24 protein-coding genes are annotated in these 18,407 nt (G+C 29.7%); 8 read left to right on the top strand and 16 right to left on the bottom strand.

What is annotated here, in order from left to right; all coding sequences use genetic code 11:
- The first annotated feature begins 27 nt into the window (after positions 1-27).
- Positions 28-564 carry a 6-carboxytetrahydropterin synthase gene (locus ACKGJI_RS09805; protein ID WP_458700110.1) on the top strand — a complete coding sequence of 179 codons (537 nt, stop codon included), beginning with the start codon at positions 28-30 and terminating at the stop codon, positions 562-564.
- Here the strand turns inward: ACKGJI_RS09805 and ACKGJI_RS09810 are convergent.
- From ACKGJI_RS09810 to dut, 3 genes are all read right to left on the bottom strand, one after another.
- Positions 561-1,100 carry a transglycosylase SLT domain-containing protein gene (locus ACKGJI_RS09810; RefSeq protein ID WP_458700111.1) on the bottom strand — a complete coding sequence of 180 codons (540 nt, stop codon included), beginning with the start codon at positions 1,098-1,100 and terminating at the stop codon, positions 561-563. The two genes, ACKGJI_RS09805 and ACKGJI_RS09810, sit on opposite strands and share 4 nt — an antisense overlap.
- Before the next feature lie 81 nt (positions 1,101-1,181).
- Positions 1,182-1,934 (bottom strand): EI24 domain-containing protein, encoded by a 753-nt coding sequence (locus ACKGJI_RS09815; protein WP_458700112.1) that lies wholly within the window; start codon positions 1,932-1,934, stop codon positions 1,182-1,184.
- Positions 1,931-2,626 carry a dUTPase gene (gene dut / locus ACKGJI_RS09820; protein ID WP_458700113.1) on the bottom strand — a complete coding sequence of 232 codons (696 nt, stop codon included), beginning with the start codon at positions 2,624-2,626 and terminating at the stop codon, positions 1,931-1,933. Before dut ends, ACKGJI_RS09815 begins: the two co-directional genes overlap by 4 nt.
- A gap of 122 nt (positions 2,627-2,748) precedes the next feature.
- Here dut and ACKGJI_RS09825 point away from each other — a divergent pair, with 122 nt between their 5' ends.
- Both ACKGJI_RS09825 and ACKGJI_RS09830 read left to right on the top strand, forming a co-directional pair.
- Complete coding sequence (locus ACKGJI_RS09825; protein WP_458700114.1) at positions 2,749-3,120, top strand: DUF1294 domain-containing protein; 372 nt, start codon at positions 2,749-2,751, stop codon at positions 3,118-3,120.
- Positions 3,117-3,554 carry a pyridoxamine 5'-phosphate oxidase family protein gene (locus ACKGJI_RS09830; protein ID WP_458700115.1) on the top strand — a complete coding sequence of 146 codons (438 nt, stop codon included), beginning with the start codon at positions 3,117-3,119 and terminating at the stop codon, positions 3,552-3,554. Before ACKGJI_RS09825 ends, ACKGJI_RS09830 begins: the two co-directional genes overlap by 4 nt.
- On the opposite strand, the gene ACKGJI_RS09835 is transcribed toward ACKGJI_RS09830, so the two are convergent.
- Entirely contained in the window at positions 3,551-3,892 is a 342-nt protein-coding gene (locus ACKGJI_RS09835; protein ID WP_458700116.1) for a hypothetical protein, read from the bottom strand. The two genes, ACKGJI_RS09830 and ACKGJI_RS09835, sit on opposite strands and share 4 nt — an antisense overlap.
- A 138-nt stretch (positions 3,893-4,030) precedes the next feature.
- Between ACKGJI_RS09835 and ACKGJI_RS09840 the strand changes: the two genes are divergently transcribed.
- Genes ACKGJI_RS09840 through ACKGJI_RS09850 form a run of 3 tightly spaced genes read left to right on the top strand, consistent with a single transcriptional unit; the run spans position 4,031 to position 6,832 of the window.
- Positions 4,031-5,035: an ABC transporter substrate-binding protein gene (locus ACKGJI_RS09840; protein WP_458700117.1), complete on the top strand. Its 1,005-nt coding sequence runs from the start codon at positions 4,031-4,033 to the stop codon at positions 5,033-5,035.
- A gap of 1 nt (position 5,036) precedes the next feature.
- Entirely contained in the window at positions 5,037-6,062 is a 1,026-nt protein-coding gene (locus tag ACKGJI_RS09845) for a FecCD family ABC transporter permease (protein WP_458700118.1), read from the top strand.
- Positions 6,062-6,832: an ABC transporter ATP-binding protein gene (locus ACKGJI_RS09850; protein WP_458700119.1), complete on the top strand. Its 771-nt coding sequence runs from the start codon at positions 6,062-6,064 to the stop codon at positions 6,830-6,832. The genes ACKGJI_RS09845 and ACKGJI_RS09850 overlap by 1 nt, the downstream gene beginning before the upstream one ends.
- 14 nt (positions 6,833-6,846) lie before the next feature.
- Here the strand turns inward: ACKGJI_RS09850 and luxS are convergent, their stop codons facing one another.
- Positions 6,847-7,347, bottom strand: coding sequence for an S-ribosylhomocysteine lyase (luxS, locus tag ACKGJI_RS09855; protein WP_458700120.1), 501 nt, complete (start codon positions 7,345-7,347; stop codon positions 6,847-6,849).
- A gap of 56 nt (positions 7,348-7,403) precedes the next feature.
- Here luxS and ACKGJI_RS09860 point away from each other — a divergent pair, with 56 nt between their 5' ends.
- Entirely contained in the window at positions 7,404-8,165 is a 762-nt protein-coding gene (locus ACKGJI_RS09860; protein ID WP_458700121.1) for a hypothetical protein, read from the top strand.
- A 93-nt stretch (positions 8,166-8,258) separates the two neighbouring features.
- Positions 8,259-8,453 carry a hypothetical protein gene (locus ACKGJI_RS09865; RefSeq protein ID WP_458700122.1) on the top strand — a complete coding sequence of 65 codons (195 nt, stop codon included), beginning with the start codon at positions 8,259-8,261 and terminating at the stop codon, positions 8,451-8,453.
- Between the two features lie 19 nt (positions 8,454-8,472).
- Here ACKGJI_RS09865 and modD read toward each other — a convergent pair whose 3' ends face one another.
- The 11 genes from modD to ACKGJI_RS09920 all read right to left on the bottom strand — a co-directional run bounded on the left by modD (position 8,473) and on the right by ACKGJI_RS09920 (position 18,329).
- The gene (modD, locus tag ACKGJI_RS09870; protein WP_458700123.1) at positions 8,473-9,321 is read right to left on the bottom strand and encodes a ModD protein; all 849 of its coding nucleotides are present in this window, start codon (positions 9,319-9,321) and stop codon (positions 8,473-8,475) included.
- Positions 9,314-10,165, bottom strand: coding sequence for a sulfate/molybdate ABC transporter ATP-binding protein (locus tag ACKGJI_RS09875; protein WP_458700124.1), 852 nt, complete (start codon positions 10,163-10,165; stop codon positions 9,314-9,316). The genes modD and ACKGJI_RS09875 overlap by 8 nt, the downstream gene beginning before the upstream one ends.
- Positions 10,162-10,839: a molybdate ABC transporter permease subunit gene (gene modB, locus ACKGJI_RS09880; protein WP_458700125.1), complete on the bottom strand. Its 678-nt coding sequence runs from the start codon at positions 10,837-10,839 to the stop codon at positions 10,162-10,164. The genes ACKGJI_RS09875 and modB overlap by 4 nt, the downstream gene beginning before the upstream one ends.
- Positions 10,833-11,225: a TOBE domain-containing protein gene (locus ACKGJI_RS09885; protein WP_458700126.1), complete on the bottom strand. Its 393-nt coding sequence runs from the start codon at positions 11,223-11,225 to the stop codon at positions 10,833-10,835. The genes modB and ACKGJI_RS09885 overlap by 7 nt, the downstream gene beginning before the upstream one ends.
- Positions 11,215-11,967, bottom strand: coding sequence for a molybdate ABC transporter substrate-binding protein (modA, locus tag ACKGJI_RS09890; protein ID WP_458700127.1), 753 nt, complete (start codon positions 11,965-11,967; stop codon positions 11,215-11,217). Before modA ends, ACKGJI_RS09885 begins: the two co-directional genes overlap by 11 nt.
- Before the next feature lies 1 nt (position 11,968).
- The gene (locus ACKGJI_RS09895; protein WP_458700128.1) at positions 11,969-12,715 is read right to left on the bottom strand and encodes a TOBE domain-containing protein; all 747 of its coding nucleotides are present in this window, start codon (positions 12,713-12,715) and stop codon (positions 11,969-11,971) included.
- Positions 12,716-12,855: 140 nt separating this feature from the next.
- Positions 12,856-15,129 (bottom strand): 5-methyltetrahydropteroyltriglutamate--homocysteine S-methyltransferase, encoded by a 2,274-nt coding sequence (gene metE / locus ACKGJI_RS09900; protein ID WP_458700129.1) that lies wholly within the window; start codon positions 15,127-15,129, stop codon positions 12,856-12,858.
- Between the two features lie 39 nt (positions 15,130-15,168).
- On the bottom strand, positions 15,169-15,510 hold the full coding sequence (locus tag ACKGJI_RS09905) for a hypothetical protein (RefSeq protein WP_458700130.1): 342 nt from the start codon (positions 15,508-15,510) through the stop codon (positions 15,169-15,171).
- Positions 15,511-15,534: 24 nt separating this feature from the next.
- On the bottom strand, positions 15,535-16,731 hold the full coding sequence (locus tag ACKGJI_RS09910) for an ArsS family sensor histidine kinase (protein ID WP_458700131.1): 1,197 nt from the start codon (positions 16,729-16,731) through the stop codon (positions 15,535-15,537).
- Between the two features lie 268 nt (positions 16,732-16,999).
- Positions 17,000-17,665 (bottom strand): response regulator transcription factor, encoded by a 666-nt coding sequence (locus ACKGJI_RS09915; RefSeq protein WP_458700132.1) that lies wholly within the window; start codon positions 17,663-17,665, stop codon positions 17,000-17,002.
- 28 nt (positions 17,666-17,693) lie between these two features.
- Positions 17,694-18,329 carry a hypothetical protein gene (locus ACKGJI_RS09920; RefSeq protein WP_458700133.1) on the bottom strand — a complete coding sequence of 212 codons (636 nt, stop codon included), beginning with the start codon at positions 18,327-18,329 and terminating at the stop codon, positions 17,694-17,696.
- Positions 18,330-18,407 lie beyond the last annotated feature (78 nt).

An 18,407-nucleotide genomic window follows, 5' to 3' on the forward strand; every position in this document is an offset into this window, starting at 1 on the left:
CTAAATAACTAATTAATAAGGTGTAAAATGAAATGGGAAATTGCTAAACAATTTGACTTCTGCTATGGGCATAGAGTATGGTCGCAAACTCTTGATGTAGAATTTTCTATGGATAGCTGTTTAGCTTGTCGCCATCTTCATGGGCACCAAGGTAGGCTCATTGTCTATCTTGAAAGTGATAAACTAGTTGATGGTATGGTAACTGATTTTCACCATCTAAACTGGTTTAAAATCTTTTTAGATAAAACTATCGACCACAAATTTATAATCGATATCAATGACCCACTTTTTGGAACTTTACTTCCTGATTATGCCGATAAGCAAAACCTCATCGAATGTGAAGGAGGATACAAACGACCTAATCTAGAAGTACTAAAAGATAAACCTGAACACCTATTTGAAATGTACGAGGGATATATCATAGTTGATTTTGTTCCAACTAGCGAAAATATTTCTGCATGGCTTATGAAAATTGTAGCAAAAAAAATGAGCAAAATTGATGTAAGAGTCTCAAAAATAGAATTTTTTGAAACTCCTAAAAGTAGAAGTGTAGTTTATAACTAAAACTTCAGCTCTTTTCTTATTAAAGCCATATTTCTCATAACTTTGTAATAGTATGTTCGGTTGTAATTTCCACCGTTATACCTGCTTACTGTTCTAAAATAGTTATGATTTGTATAATCATTTAGCCATACCAAAAATCTAACTGCTACGGTTGCATTAAACTTATCATCTGCTAATAGTTTATTTACGAGTTCTTTATCGCTCATATTTAAAATTTCTGTCCAATTTAACTTTTTTGCTAAAAATTTTGCAGTTTCTAATCTTACTTGCATGATTCCTAAAGAAGCATTAAAAATATTTGGATCTTTCCCTATATCTCCAACTTTAAAAGTCCCAGCACTTGTTTCGCTTAAACAAATTGCCATTGCTGTATTTTCAAAAGTTTCACCGTTTTTATTTGGGTATTGTAGAGCAACAGAGTGAACCAATCTTAAAATTTTTTCTTGTTTTGAAGAAAAAACTGATGATGTGGCACTACTTAAAAAAAGTCCGATTATCAGTATACTTCTTAGGATCATTTTATATGTTTCTTGCATATATAATCCTAAAATAAAAATTTGTAGATTATACCTAAAAAGTATTAAATATACAATAAATCTAAAAACTAATTATATATTTCAATTAACTAGGTTACTTTTTTCTACAAAAGTCCTAGATTTTGAAAGTATAAAATGGCTTAGATATACAACAAAGAAAACTTGTAGTAACAAACCAAACATTGGTATAAGAGATAGAAAAAAGAATATTAGTAAAATTATAAGCAAACTAATTTTGTTTTCCTCTACTATTTTTTTTGCATCCTCACTCACTCCAACTGAGAGTAAATCATATACCATAAGTTGGTAAAATAGATAAAAAAATGGTACTTGAAAAATCATAAAATTTACAAATGGTAAAAGTAAGAAAGGTAAAGTACACAAAAAGAGTAAAATAAATTTCAAAAATATTATAAAAATATTCCAAAGCGATTTAAACAGTGAATCTTCACTTCCTTCTCTTATGTGCGGATAATGTCTTTTTCTAATACTACTAACGATAAAAGGTGTTAAAAGTCCCACTGTAATAACAGCTATAATCAAAGAGATCAAAACTACCCCAAATGTTCCAACCACGACAAAGAGTGTCATAATTAGCCAGTGGATTATACTAAATGTTAGCAAATAAGCAATAGTAGGATGAACGCTCTCATCAATGAAAGAGAAATCTCCTGTGCTTGCACCTTGATTTAATAAATCAATAAATTCACTACTTCCATATATAAAAAATCCACCCAAAATAAGTATCGGAACTATAAAAGGTGCTAAGGAAATAAATAAAAATCTCCCTGAGAAAAAGTCTTTTAATGATTTAGCTAGTACAGTTTCACTCATGAAGCCTCATATACTTTTTTTAGTTCATTGTATAATTCATTTGCACCCATTGGTTTTTTAGATAAAATTTCAAGCATTACTTCGTTATCTTCTTTATCCCCCCAAACTTTTTTGTAAGTGCCTTCTTTATAGCCATGGTCTTGTCTAAATCCATTTAAAACATTTTTAGCAATATAGTATTTGTAAAGTATTTTTAGATTAACTCCACATTTTAAAGATAAAGAGAAATACTCTCTTAATAAACCATCAAAAAGATCAACATTTATAGTAGTTGTCATATGGATTATTGATTCTATATCATTAATAAGCTCCATAGTATCAACACCATCATGAGCTAGTGGCTCTTTGGTAAATTGCTCAAAACCCTGTACATCTGATACATCCCTGATGAGCTTATCGATACTACCTCTATTGTTTATCTTATAATCTTCTAGTAATAAACTCATAATAAAATGCCAAATATCAACTATCTCAATAGTAGCATTATCCCAATCTGGCTCTTTATTTATATCTTTCCAGTGCTTCCAGTTAAAACTATCTATGAGTTCAGCACTTTCCATATATATGCATCTTCTCCAATTTATTATGCGGTTATTTTTAGTATATCCATTTTCCCAACCGATTCCATTAGTTTCATCATTTAATTTTTGTTGGAGATAAAACATCTCTTTTAAATAATCTATTTCATTCATCTATAAATTCCCTTATTGTTAAAACTCTAGTAAAAATTAACTTTTTATCTTGCTATATAAAAGCTGTTATTTTACCATTTTTTTGGTTAATTTTTGATATCATTAAGAAAAAAGAGGTAAAAATGTGTTGTAATAGTTTAAGAATACTATTGATGTTCACTTTTACGGCATTATCTTTTGGACTAAATGCTTTTATGCCTACAATTCCAGTTATTTATTGGTATTTTGTATCTATTAATATTTTTACTTTTTTTCTATTTGTTATAGACAAATTTAATTCGATAAAAGATAGAAAAAGAGTTCCAGAAATTAGTTTACATTTTTTTAGTATAGCTGGAGGTTTTATTGGAGCAATTTTAGCAATACTTCTTGCTAGACACAAAATAAATAAAAAAGCTTTCTTATTTATCCAATCCCTAATTATTGCTATTTGGCTAATAGTAATCTATCTTGTCTCTACAAATTTACAAACTATTCAAAGGGCTCTTAGTTGATAGATGAAAGCATCATTGAGTTTATAAATAATCACCATCTATTATCACTATCTACATGTAAAGATAATCTTCCTTGGAGTGCTAGTTGTTTTTACGCATTTGATAAGAATAATTTTGTATTTGTAATTGCTTCAGATGAAAAAACTTTACATGTAAAAAATCTTTTGATAAATCCTAATTATAGTGCGCTAATCGCACTTGAAACTAAAGAAGTAGGAAAAATCCAAGGTTTACAATTTAGAGGAGTTATAAACAAATCAAGCTCTAAAGAAAAAGCCTTATACCTTAAAACTTACCCTTATGCAATAGCCCTAAATCCAACTTTGTGGACACTAAGCGTAGAGTATCTAAAATTTACAAATAATAAACTAGGATTTGGGAAGAAATTGGAGTATAAAAGAAGTGAAGGGGCTAAACTCGCCCCAATTAATTAACAAGATGGAACATTTCCACTGTCACTTGCATACTCTATACAAAAGTCTGCAATATGTTTCATATATTTCTTTTTGAATTTATCTTTAGCAAAAAAAGCTTTTGCTTTTGGATATTTTGCTGAATACTCATCAATAAACTTTTCTCCACCATTTGCAAAAAGAGCTTTCCACTCAGCTTGAGTATGCTGAACTGCAAATTTTGCACCATTGATCCCAGTAGTCTTTTTTAGATACTTAAGATAATACTTCTGCCCTTTAGCAGCATCAGCTAGTGCTGAAGAACTCATCACTCCTACCATCATAAAAGCTGTTATTAGTAAAGCTAATAATCTTTTCATCTCATCTCCTTATGTTAATTTTGAAAATTATATTATACAAAAGTGAATTAATCGTGAATAAATCTAGATTTTATTTTAAGATAATATAAGTCAATTTTTGATACTATTTTTTAATAATTTTTTACAAAAGGTAATATTATGAAATTTTTATTTACTATTTTGTTACTATTTTCATCTCTTTTTGCAACACAACTAGATAAATATCCAAATGATATAAAAAAAATAGTTGCTATTGGACCAGGTGCATTAAGAATTGTTACGATACTAAATGCAATTGATAAATTAGTAGGTATAGAAAAAGTTGAACATAAAGCTATTGGTTTTTCTGAATATAGAAGTGTAATTGGCAAAGAAAAGATAAACTCTCTTCCTATAATTGGTGCAGGTGGCCCAAATAAATTACCAAACCTAGAAATGCTAATACAGCTTAAACCTGATTTGATTGTATCATCTTTTATAGATAAAAAACAGTTACAAATTATAAATCAAAAAACTAAAATCCCGACAATCTCTTTAGATTATGGCTTAGGATATGGAGGGAATGACAATAAAATAGAAGCTATAAAAAAATCGATACTTCTTTTAGGAAAAGTACTACATAAAGAAAAAAGAGCAAAAAATATAGTAGATTTTATGAATAATGAAGAAAAAGAATTAAAAAAATACAATATCAAAGATGCAAATATTTACATAGGTGGAATTGGATTTAAAGGAGCTCATGGGATAACAAGTACTGAAAAATTTTATCCATCATTTGAGCTTTTAGGAGTAAAAAATCCTCTTGCTAAAAATGCAAAGTCAAACCATGTTATCATTCAAGAAGAAGCTTTGGTGTTGAAAAATCCAGATTATATATTTTTAGACCTTTTTGGTAAAAAAATTATAAAAGAAAATTTCAAAAAGAAAAAATCACTCTATACCTCTTTAAAGGCATACAAAAACAAACAAATATATTGGCTACTTCCATATAATTTTTACAATACAAACATATCAAATGTATACATCAATAGTTGGATAATACTTTCTAAATTAGGATACAATATTGACATAAAATCGAAAATGCAAACTATTTACAACACTTTTTATAAAAATGGAGCCAGTAAACTTATGAAAACAAGATATCCACTAAAAAGTTTTTATTAGCATGTCACAACTTTTAGCAATAAAACAAAGGACAAAAAAAAGAAATTTTATCATTGTTGTTTCTTTACTTGCTTTAGTAGTTTTATCTGTCATAAATCTTTTAACAGGCTCTAATGGCTTAGAATTAAGTGACTTTTACAAATTTTTTCAAATTGATTCAAACTTTGATTTGATTATATTTCAAATAAGACTTCCAAGAGTATTAACTGCAATTTTAGCAGGTTTTTTACTTGGTCTTAGCGGTGGAATTATGCAAGGAGTTTTAAAAAATCCTTTGGCTTCACCTTTTACTCTTGGCATCTCTGGAGCTGCTGCATTTGGTGCATCATTTGCTATTATTGTTTTAGGAGCATATAGCAATGAACAAAGCATAAGCTCAAATCTAAGCGTAAGTTTATCTGCATTTATTGCAACTTTATTGTGTATGGGAACTATTATAATCTTAGGTAAAGTTGCTACACTAAGCCCAAGCTCTATGATACTAGCAGGTGTTGGACTTGGCTCATTTTTTCACGCACTTACAATGTTTTTACAATACTTTGCAGATGACATTGAAGTAGCAGCAACTCTGTTTTGGACTTTTGGAGAGCTTGGAAAAGCAAGTTGGAATGAGATAACAATAATGAGCGTAGTTTTTGTTCCAATTTACATATACTTTTTATTTTCTTACTGGAAAATGGATGCTTTAAGCTTTGGAGATGACAGTGCTAAAAGCAGAGGTGTAAATGTAGATAGATTTAGGATAATTTCACTACTTTTAGCATCTCTTTTGTCTGCTATTGCTGTATCTTTTCTTGGTATTATAGGTTTTGTAGGACTTGTTGCGCCACATATCATAAAAATAGTTATGGGAAACTCTTATCGATGGGTTTTAACTCTTTCTCCTTTAATTGGTGCTATATTACTCTTAGGAGCTGATTTTTTATCTAAGATGATTTTATCTCCTATAATTTTACCTATTGGGATTTTAACCTCTTTTATGGGTGTTCCTATCTTTTTGTATCTTTTGCTAAAAAGGAGTAATTGATGAGCTTGGTAGTGGAAAATATAAATTTTACTATGAAAAAGAAAAAGCTTTTAAATCAAATCTCCTTTACATGTAAAGCAGGAAATATGCTAGCACTAATTGGCCCTAATGGAGCTGGTAAAACAACTCTTTTAAAATCACTTACAAATATCTACAAAAAAGATAGTGGTAAAGTTGTGCTTTTTGGCGAGGATATAAGCAATATGTCCTATGAAGAGCTTTCAAAAAAAGTAGCCTATATGCCCCAGTTCAACGAAGTTCCACACATCAGCGTTTTAGAAGTTTTAGAACTAGGAAGATATACTTTTAGCAAAAATAAACTAAAAAAAGAAGATAGAAAAATCTTAGATGACATTATAAACGAATTTTCGCTACAATCCATACTCTCTACCAATATTGCAAATTTAAGTGGTGGTCAAAGGCAAAAGGTTTTTTTAGCTTCTGCACTTGTTCAAGAACCTAAACTTTTGATTTTAGATGAACCAATAAGTCACCTTGATCCAAAAAATCAACTAGATGTTTTAAGAGTAGTAAAAAAAACAACAAAAGAAAAAAATATCGTAACTCTGATAGTTTTACACGATATCCAACACGCACTTCACTATGCCGATGAGCTTTTAATGCTAAAAAACACCCAAGTTTTGTATCAATTAAAAAAAGATGAAGTTAAAGAGGAGCATTTAAACAAAGTTTTTGATATAAAATCAAAACTTTTCAAAGAAGAAAAACATACTTTTGTTTTTTATAAACACTCCCACGATATAAAATAGGAGAAAAATTTCTCCTAAACTTTACTCAAGTCCAATTTTAACTCTTCATTGCTCATAACTCCAACTTTGGAGTCAAGTACCTTTTGAGCTATTTTTTTTGCTTCATCAAGAGAGTGCATTTTGTAAGTTCCACACTGATATTCATTTAGTTCAGGAATATCATCTTGAGATTTTACATGTAAAACATCTTCCATTGAATCTTCCCAAGCTTTTGCTACTCTTTTTTCATCCGGTGAACCAATTAAACTCATATAAAATCCAGTCCTGCATCCCATAGGAGAGATATCTATAATCTCAACTCCATTTCCATTTAAATGCTCTCTCATAAAACCTGCAAAAAGATGCTCTAAAGTGTGAATTCCCTCTTGAGATAAAATCTCTTTATTTGGCTTACAAAATCTCAAATCAAACACACTAATAGTATCTCCACTTGGAGTTTGCATCTTTTTTGCAACTCTTACTGCAGGAGCTGGCATTTTTGTGTGATCTACTGTAAAACTATCTAATAATGGCATATATATTTCCTTTAATTTTTTTGTGATTATACCATAGTTTGTGATATAATCCTCGCATGAAAAAATACATATTGCCAATACTACTCATACTATTTTTAACTGGCTGTGCGAACTCTCAAAACAGAGTTCAAGAAATTTTTCAAACCGACAATGCTACACAAATAAAGCATGATTATTTAAATATAACATCTTTACTTTTAGAATTTAAAAAGAAGCTAGATATCAGAAATCCAAACAACTATGAAAAAAGAATGTCTCATTACATAAATAAAGATATTAAAAACTCTACAAATGAAATTTATCTTAAATATAAAGATAAATACATAAAATCTTATATGGATTATCTAAAAACAGCATTTAGTACAAAACCTGTAAAAAATCGCAATGATTACTTGATAATAGGACTTTATAAACTCATTTATGAAGCCTATGAGATAGATAAAAATCACCGTTTTACTACCTTGAATTATAACAAAGATAAATTAAAAGAGTTATACTACTCATTGATGGTAATTAACTGGGAAATTAAAACAAAAAGAGACCAAGAGGGAGATTATCTTTTTTTGACATGGCAAAATAATTGGCAAATAGAATTAGATAAAAGATTAAGAAAAAAAGAGCAGCTCTCAATCAAACTTATCAATGATTTGGCTTACATAAAAAACAAAAAAGAGACCTTGCTTTCAAAAAGTAATTGTAATTTTGAAATACTAATTTCAAAAATACTTTATCATATAAAAAATTCTCTAAAAATCATAGGAGATGAACCACTTGATATAAGCATTGACACTGCAAAAAGTTTAATTTTCTTTTTATAGTACTTGATATTTTTTCAACATTTCATTGATTTACTTCAAGGCTTTTATTTGTTTAATTTAGTATAATTACAAAAATTTATAAAAGGATAACATATGGAAATTAACAATACTCAAGTTTGTAATGTTTGTTTAAAAACAAGTGATGATGATAAAGGTGCAGTATTTCTAAAAGCTAAAAAAGGCGGAGAAGATATAGATGTATGCACAAACTGTATCCCTCATATCATCCATGGAAGTGGAGATGTTGTAAAATCTAATGAAGATGTTAAAAAAGAATTAGGCTTATAATTTAGATTGTATCGTAACACTACGATACAATCTTCATCTTTGTTCCAAGATTTATCATTCCGCAAAAATACATAGCACTCGTTACGATCCCAGAAATTCCTGTTTTTGCAAACTCTTTTGCATTGTCTTTATTTATTCCTCCTGCTGCTAAAACCTTTACATGTAAAGAGTTTTTATTTATATAATTTATGATTTTCTCTAAAGTCTCAATGCTTACTTTATCCATTTGCAACACATCAACCCCAACTTTAATAAGCTCAATCGCTTCTTCATAAGTTTCACTCTCAACAATTAGTTTTTTCTCTGGAATTCTTTTTTTTATATCTTTTAATGCTTCAAAAAATTCTTCATTGTTTTTGTAAACAATCCTATGATGAGGAAAAAATAGAACAGTTTCACTAAGTCCAAGTCTATGAGGCATAGCTCCACCACTCATGATAGATTTTATACAAAATCTTTTTGTAAATGGAAAATTTTTTCTAGTTCCCAAAAGTTCACAATGAGGATTTACTGCTTCAATTTGTTCCTTCATTTTATTTGCGTAAGTAGCAATAGCTGAGCTATACTCCAAAATAAGCTGAGTAGACCTCCAAGCTTTATGAATATCTTCATAATTACCTACAAACTCCAATAAAACTTCACCATTTTTAGCTTTATCTCCCGAATTTAAAGCAAAAACAACCTCACATTTTAACAACTCTGCAACTCTTTTAGCCTCTTCTGTGCAAGAGACTACTATGTCTTCTCTAGTAAAAATCTGTAATTTTGCTCTTTTATTTTTTGCACCTTGCAAATATGTTGTTAAATCAATGTAAGGTACATCCTCTTTTATAAAATTCATCAATTCAATATCATCTAAATTAAACATTTTCTTCCTTTTTTATGGTCGGAGCAAAAGCTTTTGTTCCAACCCTTACAATATCCCCTACTTTTAAATTTTTTACTTCGTCATTTGAAATTACTACTTCAACTAACTGCTGAGCAATTGAAATGATAGCCACATGTATAACATCAATTTTTTGTATATCCAACACTTCACCCTCAAAAGAAAATTTCTGAGAACCACTTGTTTTTAATAAAATATCTTTTGGAGTTCCATCATTTCTAATTTTTCCATCTTCCAAAACTACAACTCGGCTTGCTAGTTTATATATCTCACTTGGATCGTGACTTACTAAGATTGTAGTAGTTTTAAACTCATTATGAAGTGTCAAAATCTCTTTTTGAAGCTTTTCTCGCATGTAAGGATCAAGTGCTGAGAGAGGCTCATCAAGTAAAAGAATTTTTGGTTTTTTCATCAAGGCTCTACATAAACTTACTCTTTGTTGCTGACCGCCACTAAGAGTTGTTGGTAGTCTGTCTTTTAAGCTTGTAAGCTCTGTTAATTCTAGAAGTTTATTTGCTAATTTCTTATCATTTTGAACAAAAAGTAAATTTTTTTCAACACTCATATTAGGAAAAAGCGCATAATCTTGAAAAACAAAACCAATCTCTCTTTGTCTTATATCTTTACATGTAGAACTATCTAGCCAAGTATCACCTGCAACACTAATCGCGCCTTTAGCACTTTCGAGCCCAGCTAAAATCCTAAGTAGAGTTGTTTTTCCACTTCCACTTTTACCGCTTAGTGCTATAAAATCTCCCTCATTAATTTCAAGTTTTATTTTTAAATCTATCTCTTTTAATTTTTTTTCTATATCTATGCTGATCATTTTATGCCCAATCTTTTCTTATAATTTGAATTAAAAATATATACACTAAAAAGCACAATAAAACTTATTGCTAACATAATCGCACTATATATATGAGCATTTTCATAATCCATAACTTCAACCATTTCATAAATCGCAACTGATGCGACTTTTGTTTCATTTGGGATACTTCCTCCAACCATTAAAACAACGCCAAACTCTCCAACAGTGTGTGCAAAGGTTACAATCAGTGCAGTAAGTAAAGATGGTTTTATATTTGGTAAGGCTACATGTAAAAGAGTTTGAAACTTACTTTTTCCTGCGATATATGAAGCTTCTATGATATGTTTATTTAAGCTTTCAAATCCACCTTGAAGTGGTTGAACCATAAAAGGAAATGAATAAAAACAACTAGCTACTACAAGACCTGTAAAATTAAAAACAAGTTTTATACCAAAAACTTCATCAAAAAACTCTCCAATTGGTGAATTTTGAGATAATGCCCAAAGTATATAAAAACCAAGAACAGAAGGCGGTAAAACTATCGGTAAAGCAGTAACCGCTTCTAAAAATGGTTTAAATCTGGAATTTGTTTGAGACAGATACCAACTAAGAGGCAAAGCTAAGATAAACAAAATTACTGTAACAATAAAAGCCAATTTAAAAGATAATATAAATGGTGAAAAATCTAGCATATAACCTCTTTAATAGAAATTTCATTTGCTTTTATAAGCATAACAACCTCATCACCCTCTTTTAAATCAAGTTTATTTTTTGATTCTCTCAACAATACACTCTCAAACAAATTACCCTCAAAATCAAGCCTAACGCTCAAAAGCAATTCACCCTCTTCAATGCTTACAACTTTTGCTTTTAACTCATTGATAAAGCTTATTTTAGAAGTATCTCCTTTTGCTAAAGCTATATTTAGAGGTTTTATTGATAAAACAACTTTAGCACCAATTTTCACATCATGTAACTCCAAACTCATCATACAAAATTTTTGATGATTTAGCTCAAACCAAACTACATGTAAAGAATCATTCTCTTTTATATCAATTATCTTTGCACTAAATTGCATATCCATACTTTTCAAATATTTTTTTAGCTTTTTTGCTCAATATAAAATCATAAAAAGCTTTTACTTCCTTAGATTTTTCACCATTTTTCAAAATCACAATACCTTGGTCAATCGGAGTATAAAGAGATTTATCAACTTCTGCCCAATTGACACCCTCTTTAAATCTTTTCATTTTAGGACTAAACAAAGAAGATTTTGCTACAAATCCCAAATCTGCTGCATTTATCGAGTAAGCAACAGCAGCTGAAATTGACTCAGCATATACAAATTTATTTTTAACATCTTTTAAAAGTTTTGCATTGTCCAAAGCCTGAATTGCAGCTTTTCCATATGGTGCAGTTTTAGGATTTGCAATTGCAATTTTTTCTATATTTTTATTTTTAACAAGCTTTATACCCTGTGAAAAATCAAACTTTTTGCCACTAAGCATAGCTATTGCTCCTCTTGCATAAACTATTGGCTTTGCTAAAGCAATTTTTTGTTTAAATAAAGCATTTGGATATTTCATATTAGCAGACATAAATAGCTCATAAGGAGCACCATGGGTTATTTGCGCTGTTAGTTTACCACTACTTCCCAATGTTACTTTTACTTTAATATCAGGATATTGTTTATTAAACTCTTTTTTCAAATCATTTAGCGCATAACTAACATTTGCTGCAACTGCTACATTTATGCTTTTTGCACATAAAAGTGTTGAGAACATCAAAAACACCATAATGATTTTAAAATTACTTTTCATTTTACCTTCCTATCAAAATATTTTTTGGCTGTATAAAAATATATACTTCCTTGTTTACTTTCAAACTCAACTCATCAATTAAATAACTCTTACATGTAAGCCAAATTTTATCAGTATTGTTTACATGTAAAGCTATCTTTGCTATACCTTCATCACTTTGTATATCATCTATTGATGCTTTAAAATTATTGATATTTTTTGTAGGCTCATTTGCTATATAAACAGAAGATGCTTTGATGATACCAACTATCTCATCTCCTACTTTCAAATCCATCTGCATTACTGCTTCATGAGTTATGGTTGAACACAATCTTACTCCACTTTTAAGCTCAAACACAACATCTGAACTTACTTTGTAATTTTTTATCTCTATAATTTTTCCTAAAAGCTGATTTCTAGCACTTATGCTAATTGCTAATTTTTGAAGGGTTTTTAAATCATCTATCTTTGATATATTTTGTAAAAAAGCATCATATTTATCTTTTAAAATATAATAACTCTTTATTAGCTCTTTTCCATGGCTTGTAAGTTTAGTACCACCTCCTCCACTTCCACCAACAGCTTTTAAAACTATAGGTTTGCTTGAGAGATTATTCATATTATCTAACATCTCCCAAGCAAGTTTGTAGCTAATAGGAACTTCTTTCGCAGCCTTCGAGATTGAGCCACATTTTTCAATACTCTCTAAAAGTTTTATCTTTTTTTCTAGATTTTGAGGATTTGAAAGATTTAGTATATCACTTTGCATATATTTCCTTATATTCTAAAAAACATAACGAAATCTTAGCGTTATATATCTTAAAATATAATGAACCAAAAGGGGTCAGGGCTAAACTTTAAACTTTTATCTACATGTAAAGAGAAAAATCTCTTTACATGTTAGATAAGTTATTGAAGTTCTTCTCGTATCTCTTCGACTGCTTTTTGCATATTTTTAAGAGCTGGTTTTACTTCATCCCATTTTCTGGTTTTTAGCCCACAATCTGGATTTATCCATAACTGCTCTTTTGGTAAAACTTCTAAAAGAAGTTTTATCTGATTTTTTATCTCTGATACACTTGGTACTCTTGGAGAGTGTATATCATATACTCCTGGCCCTACTTCAGCTTTGTAGCCAACTTCTGCAAAAATTTTAAGAAGCTCATTTCCACTTCTTGCAGTTTCTATGGTAATAACATCAGCATCCATAGCTTCAATAGTTTTTATAATATCATTAAACTCACTATAGCACATATGAGTATGAATTTGAGTCTCTTTTTTTGCTTTGCTAACAGATATTTTAAAATCTCTTACAGCCCAATTTTCATACTCTTTTATATTCTCTTTTCTTAAAGGATAACCCTCTTTAAAGGCAGCTTCATCAACTTGGATTATCTTTATACCAGCATTTTGTAAATCATCAACTTCATCACTCAAAGCTAATGCAATTTGAAAAGAAACCTCATCTCTTGATATATCATCTCTTACAAATGACCAATTTAACATTGTAACAGGCCCAGTTAGCATTCCTTTCATGATTTTTTTTGTTTTTGATTGCGCATAAACTATCCAATCTACACTAATAGGCTTTTGCCTACTTACATCACCATAAATAAACGGAGGTTTAACACATCTGCTTCCATAACTTTGTACCCAACCATTTTGGCTAAAACCATATCCATTTAAGTACTCAGCAAAATACTCAACCATATCATTTCTCTCTGGCTCTCCATGAACTAACACTTCCAACCCACACTCTTCTTGAAAAGCTATACACTCATCAATGTATTTTTTCATAACACTTTCGTAATCATCTTTGCTAATCAAACCTTTTTTAAAAGCTCTTCTTGTAAGTCTGATTTCAGAAGTTTGAGGAAATGAGCCAATTGTAGTAGTTGCTAAATCTTTATAAGCCAATACTTCTCTTTGAGTTTTAATTCTATCTTCGTATCTGTCTGCTCTTTCATACTTTTCTAGTTTTGCTACTCTTTTTTGAGTAGCCACATCGTGAATTTTAGTTGATTTTCTTCTGTTTTGATTTATTGTTTTGTTAAATTCTACCTTTTTTATCTCTTCACTACTTAACTCTTCTTCAAAGAAAAGCTTAGCCAAAAGATTAATTTCATCAAGTTTTTCTAGAGCATAACTGAGCCAACTCTTTAGTTTAGTATCCATTTTGTCTTCATACTTCAAACTATAAGGTACATGTAAAAGTGAACATGAAGATGAAATTAACATATTTTCTTTTGGAATTTTTGAGTTAATAACGCCTAATAAACTCAAAGTTTTTTCAAAATCATTTACCCAAATGTTTCTTCCATCAACCACTCCTGCAATCAAATTTTTGCCACTTTTTGATATAACCTCAAGTGATTCTAGATTTTTAGCTCCATAGATAAAATCCAATCCAATTGCCCAAATGGGAGTATTTACAAGTATATTAGTAGCTTCATTTGAATGTTCAAAATAACTTACAACTGAAATTTTTATATTTTTTGAGATATTAGCCAATCTATCATAAGTTGGTTTTATGAGGCTTAAAACTCTTGCATCCAAATCTTTTACAAAAATTGGCTCATCAAATTGAACTACTATTTCATCATCTAACTTCGAAATTTCTTTTAATAGCTCTTCATAAACAGGCAAAATCTTATCCCACAGTTCAAAACAATCTCCACCATCAACTCTTTTAGAAAGTCCTAAATAAGTCAGTATCCCTATTAGATTTATCTTGGTTTTAATACCTGCTTTTTTAGCTTCACTAAATTCATCGATTATCTTTTTACTATTTAGCTTAAACTCATTATCAAGTGAAAGCTCTGGGACAATGTAGTGATAATTGGTATTAAACCATTTTGTCATTTCACAAGCATTGCAATTTTTAGAGCCTCTAGCCATTGCAAAATAAAGCTCATTTGAACTTAGATTAGCAAATCTTTTAGGAATTGCATTTATCATGATAGAAGTATCTAGCATATTATCATACAATGAAAAATCATTAGAGCTTATAAGGCTAATACCTGCATCTTTTTGATAATTCCAATGACGCACTTTTAAATCAAGCGCAACTTTTTTAACTTCATCATATGAACACTTACCTGCCCAAAACTCTTCTAAAATTTTCTTGAGTTCTCTTTGTTCTCCAATCCTTGGAAAACCTACAATATATGTTTTTTTTGACATTATTATATCCTTGTATATTTAATTTGATTAGTTTTTTGATTAGATTAAGGATATATAAGGAGGATGTACACCAGTGCGTCTAAATGCAAAATAAGTACAATAATAAGGACATCTAGGAATGTAATGATAGATTGAAGTTACGATTTTTGTTTTGATTTTAAAAAAGCAGTTACAATGACAAGGCTTATCACTGTTGAGATTCTCAATGGGGAGTTCAAACTCTAGCAAATCTTCGTCTTCATCTTCACTACCATATCTTGTATTATTAAAAACAAGATTACTTACACTAGTCTCTTTTGCATGTAACTTTGTAGCTACTGAGTATGCTAAGATAGCTGATAAAGAAAAGTAATTTTTTTTAAAACCACGAAGTAACTTCACTAAATTCCCTAATTTTTTTTGGAATTATATCACAATTTTAAATATATTTTCTTGATTTTTGTAATCATAAGCCAAAGACATATCGTGTATTCTTAGTATAGAGTATACAATATAAAGTCCTAAACCCATACCGTGATTTTTTGATTTTGTATCATTATGAAATGGTTTATAGTAATCTTGCAATGGTTTTTTTAATTTTTCGCCTTTTGAAACTACATACAATCCACTGTCATCTTCTTTAACATATGCCTTTTTATCAGTAGAGTACTTCAAAGCATTATCAAGCAAATTTTTTATAGCTAAAGCGAAAAGTTCTATATCTACATGTAACTTTTTATTGCTTATATTTCCAACTATGATTTTATCTTCACTATTTTCTAACATTAACATATCAACAGCGCTATTTAAAATAGCTCCTAAGCTATATTTTGACCTATGAAGTTTTGTATTATTTGAAATGACTTTTTCTATCTTTGCAAAATCATCTATCAAATAATTTAGCTTATCAAATACTGTGATTATTCTGTCTTTTTGAATTTTATCTTCTATAAGACTTGAAACAATTTTACCTTTTGCTATTGGAGTTTTAAGTTCATGCATGATAGTTCTTAGAAACAACTGCCTTGATTCTAAAAGTAATGCTATTTCTTTTACTGCTCTATCAAACTCATTTGCAACATCTGCTATTTCATCTTTTGCATTACTTTTGCAATCTATTTGCAGGTTTCCATTTGCAAACTCTTTAATCTCTTCTTTTAAATTCTTCAAAGGAAGTAGAGTTTTTACAATCCATAAAAAAGCAAAACTTACAATCAAAAACATAAAACCTATTATCCAAAAACCCAAATAGTTTTTTTCATACTCATTTAAATCTTTAAATAAAAACATTTCAGGAGGAGTATGTAAGTTTAGATAATACACTCCATCTTTACTTATAGCATCAAAACCAGGACCAGACATTTTTATAGGTAATTTCTCAAACCTATGATTCATATCTTTTTCTTCAAATTTAAAACCAAGTGATTCGACATACTCAACAAGTTTTTCAGGACTTAAATGATTTAACATAATGTATTGTGATATTCGTCTATAAAAGTTTTTCACCTCTTTTTCTTGCACAGAATTTGCAAAAGAAAAATAGCCAAAAGTAATAGCTATGAAAAGAGTAATTACAACTAAATATATAAATAAAATTTTGGTGAATATAGAATTTAGATTCATGACTGACCTTACGCACTATATATAGTTCTTGATAAAACAAGAAGGCGTTATATGCAAGACAGATTTTTAAAAGCCTAGCCAAAGCTAAGGTGAAAAAATCTAACGCCGTCAGATAATGCCTTATTGTTTTACCCTTTGGGTGCTTTTTGCAACACTCCCTTGGGTCGTTAAAAAGTTTCAAGTTACCTACGGGTAGCTTTTCAACTTTTTGCCTACCAATGAAATGTTGCAAAAAACATCAAGTACTACATATAGTACGTAAGGTCAGTCACGAAATTAGTTTATAACCAAGCCCTCTAATAGAATGTATATGAGTTGGATTTTTAGAATCTTCTTTTAGTTTACTCCTAAGTCTTCCAATGATGACATCTAAACTCTTAGAGTAGCTATCACTCAAACTCTCACAAGAATTTACTATGTGATCACGAGAGCAAATTCCATTTGCATTTTGTAACAAACAAGCAAGCACTTCATACTCAGCATGAGTTAAATCCAAAACTTCTCCATTAAAACTGATAGTCATTTTAGCTTTATCATGTTTAAAAACTGAGCTTTCATTTTCATCTTTGTTAAATTTTTTAGAACGGCGAAGCAAGCTTTGAATAACAGCATACATTTCGCCAGGATCATAAGGCTTAGGTAGATAATAATCTGCACCAATTTGAAGTCCCATTATCTTATCAGTTACATCACTTCTTGCACTTGAAATTATAATTGGTATATCATATTTCTGTGCTACTTCTTTACAAACATCAAGTCCATCTATATTTGGCAAAGTTAAATCCAATATCATAATATCAAACTTTTCAATACCAGAACTCAATCCAAGGTACGGATCATCATAGTTTGTAATCTTTATATTGTATCTTTTTAGATATTCTCCCAAAAAAAGGGAGAATTCAGGGTCATCTTCTATCATTAGTATATTAATCATGATTATAATCTACCATAAGTTAAATTAACTAAGCATAAAAAGAGACTCTGTTATAATTGTCTGGATTACTCAAAATTTGAGTTAAATTATACTTTACTATTGCACTTACTTCTTGCTTTGAATAATCATTTTCATCACCTGATAACTCTTCGATCATTTTCATTACTTGATCTTGACTATCTTGATTTAAATTTACAATTCTACTTGTATAATTTAACACATTATCAAACGATGTACTGCTACTTGAGTCATCACTATCATCAGTAGTTAAAAGCGAATCCAGAAGTGTACTTATATAATCCTCTTCTTCTTCGCTAACTTGATTGCCTCCTTGCGGTGGTGGAGGTGGTGGCATTGCTCCAACTTGTCTTCCCCCTTCAGCTAAGCCTCCACTGTCTCTTGCTAAATCTCCTATCTCTCTAGCATCAAACCCAGAATCAGCCATAAGCGAAGCTAATTCTTCAGATGGTGCAATTCCTTGGTCTTTTAAAGAACTTACAATTGCTAGTGCATCATCACTTGTTAGGTTGCTTGGATCGTAATTTTCTAAAAGAGTTCCAATGTATTCTTTTTGATATGAACTCAAAGTCTGATTTTGAGAATTACTACTCAAAACTGAACTCGTTTGAATAAAAGCAGATGAATTACCTACAGAATTTACCATATATTCCTCCTGTTATAATATACCTAATAAAATAATATCCATTAAAATTTAATCTAATTACAACTCAAGGTAAATGAA

The sequence above is a fragment of the Sulfurospirillum sp. 1307 genome (assembly GCF_054408545.1).

Bases quoted from the DNA above. Each gene is read 5' to 3' on its own strand.
- ACKGJI_RS09805 (WP_458700110.1), top strand. From the start codon at position 28: ATGAAATGGGAAATTGCTAAACAATTTGACTTCTGCTATGGGCATAGA.
- ACKGJI_RS09810 (WP_458700111.1), bottom strand. From the start codon at position 1,100: ATGCAAGAAACATATAAAATGATCCTAAGAAGTATACTGATAATCGGA.
- ACKGJI_RS09815 (WP_458700112.1), bottom strand. From the start codon at position 1,934: ATGAGTGAAACTGTACTAGCTAAATCATTAAAAGACTTTTTCTCAGGG.
- dut (WP_458700113.1), bottom strand. From the start codon at position 2,626: ATGAATGAAATAGATTATTTAAAAGAGATGTTTTATCTCCAACAAAAA.
- ACKGJI_RS09825 (WP_458700114.1), top strand. From the start codon at position 2,749: ATGTGTTGTAATAGTTTAAGAATACTATTGATGTTCACTTTTACGGCA.
- ACKGJI_RS09835 (WP_458700116.1), bottom strand. From the start codon at position 3,892: ATGAAAAGATTATTAGCTTTACTAATAACAGCTTTTATGATGGTAGGA.
- ACKGJI_RS09840 (WP_458700117.1), top strand. From the start codon at position 4,031: ATGAAATTTTTATTTACTATTTTGTTACTATTTTCATCTCTTTTTGCA.
- ACKGJI_RS09845 (WP_458700118.1), top strand. From the start codon at position 5,037: ATGTCACAACTTTTAGCAATAAAACAAAGGACAAAAAAAAGAAATTTT.
- ACKGJI_RS09850 (WP_458700119.1), top strand. From the start codon at position 6,062: ATGAGCTTGGTAGTGGAAAATATAAATTTTACTATGAAAAAGAAAAAG.
- luxS (WP_458700120.1), bottom strand. From the start codon at position 7,347: ATGCCATTATTAGATAGTTTTACAGTAGATCACACAAAAATGCCAGCT.
- ACKGJI_RS09860 (WP_458700121.1), top strand. From the start codon at position 7,404: ATGAAAAAATACATATTGCCAATACTACTCATACTATTTTTAACTGGC.
- ACKGJI_RS09865 (WP_458700122.1), top strand. From the start codon at position 8,259: ATGGAAATTAACAATACTCAAGTTTGTAATGTTTGTTTAAAAACAAGT.
- modD (WP_458700123.1), bottom strand. From the start codon at position 9,321: ATGTTTAATTTAGATGATATTGAATTGATGAATTTTATAAAAGAGGAT.
- ACKGJI_RS09875 (WP_458700124.1), bottom strand. From the start codon at position 10,165: ATGATCAGCATAGATATAGAAAAAAAATTAAAAGAGATAGATTTAAAA.
- modB (WP_458700125.1), bottom strand. From the start codon at position 10,839: ATGCTAGATTTTTCACCATTTATATTATCTTTTAAATTGGCTTTTATT.
- ACKGJI_RS09885 (WP_458700126.1), bottom strand. From the start codon at position 11,225: ATGCAATTTAGTGCAAAGATAATTGATATAAAAGAGAATGATTCTTTA.
- modA (WP_458700127.1), bottom strand. From the start codon at position 11,967: ATGAAAAGTAATTTTAAAATCATTATGGTGTTTTTGATGTTCTCAACA.
- ACKGJI_RS09895 (WP_458700128.1), bottom strand. From the start codon at position 12,715: ATGCAAAGTGATATACTAAATCTTTCAAATCCTCAAAATCTAGAAAAA.
- metE (WP_458700129.1), bottom strand. From the start codon at position 15,129: ATGTCAAAAAAAACATATATTGTAGGTTTTCCAAGGATTGGAGAACAA.
- ACKGJI_RS09910 (WP_458700131.1), bottom strand. From the start codon at position 16,731: ATGAATCTAAATTCTATATTCACCAAAATTTTATTTATATATTTAGTT.
- ACKGJI_RS09915 (WP_458700132.1), bottom strand. From the start codon at position 17,665: ATGATTAATATACTAATGATAGAAGATGACCCTGAATTCTCCCTTTTT.
- ACKGJI_RS09920 (WP_458700133.1), bottom strand. From the start codon at position 18,329: ATGGTAAATTCTGTAGGTAATTCATCTGCTTTTATTCAAACGAGTTCA.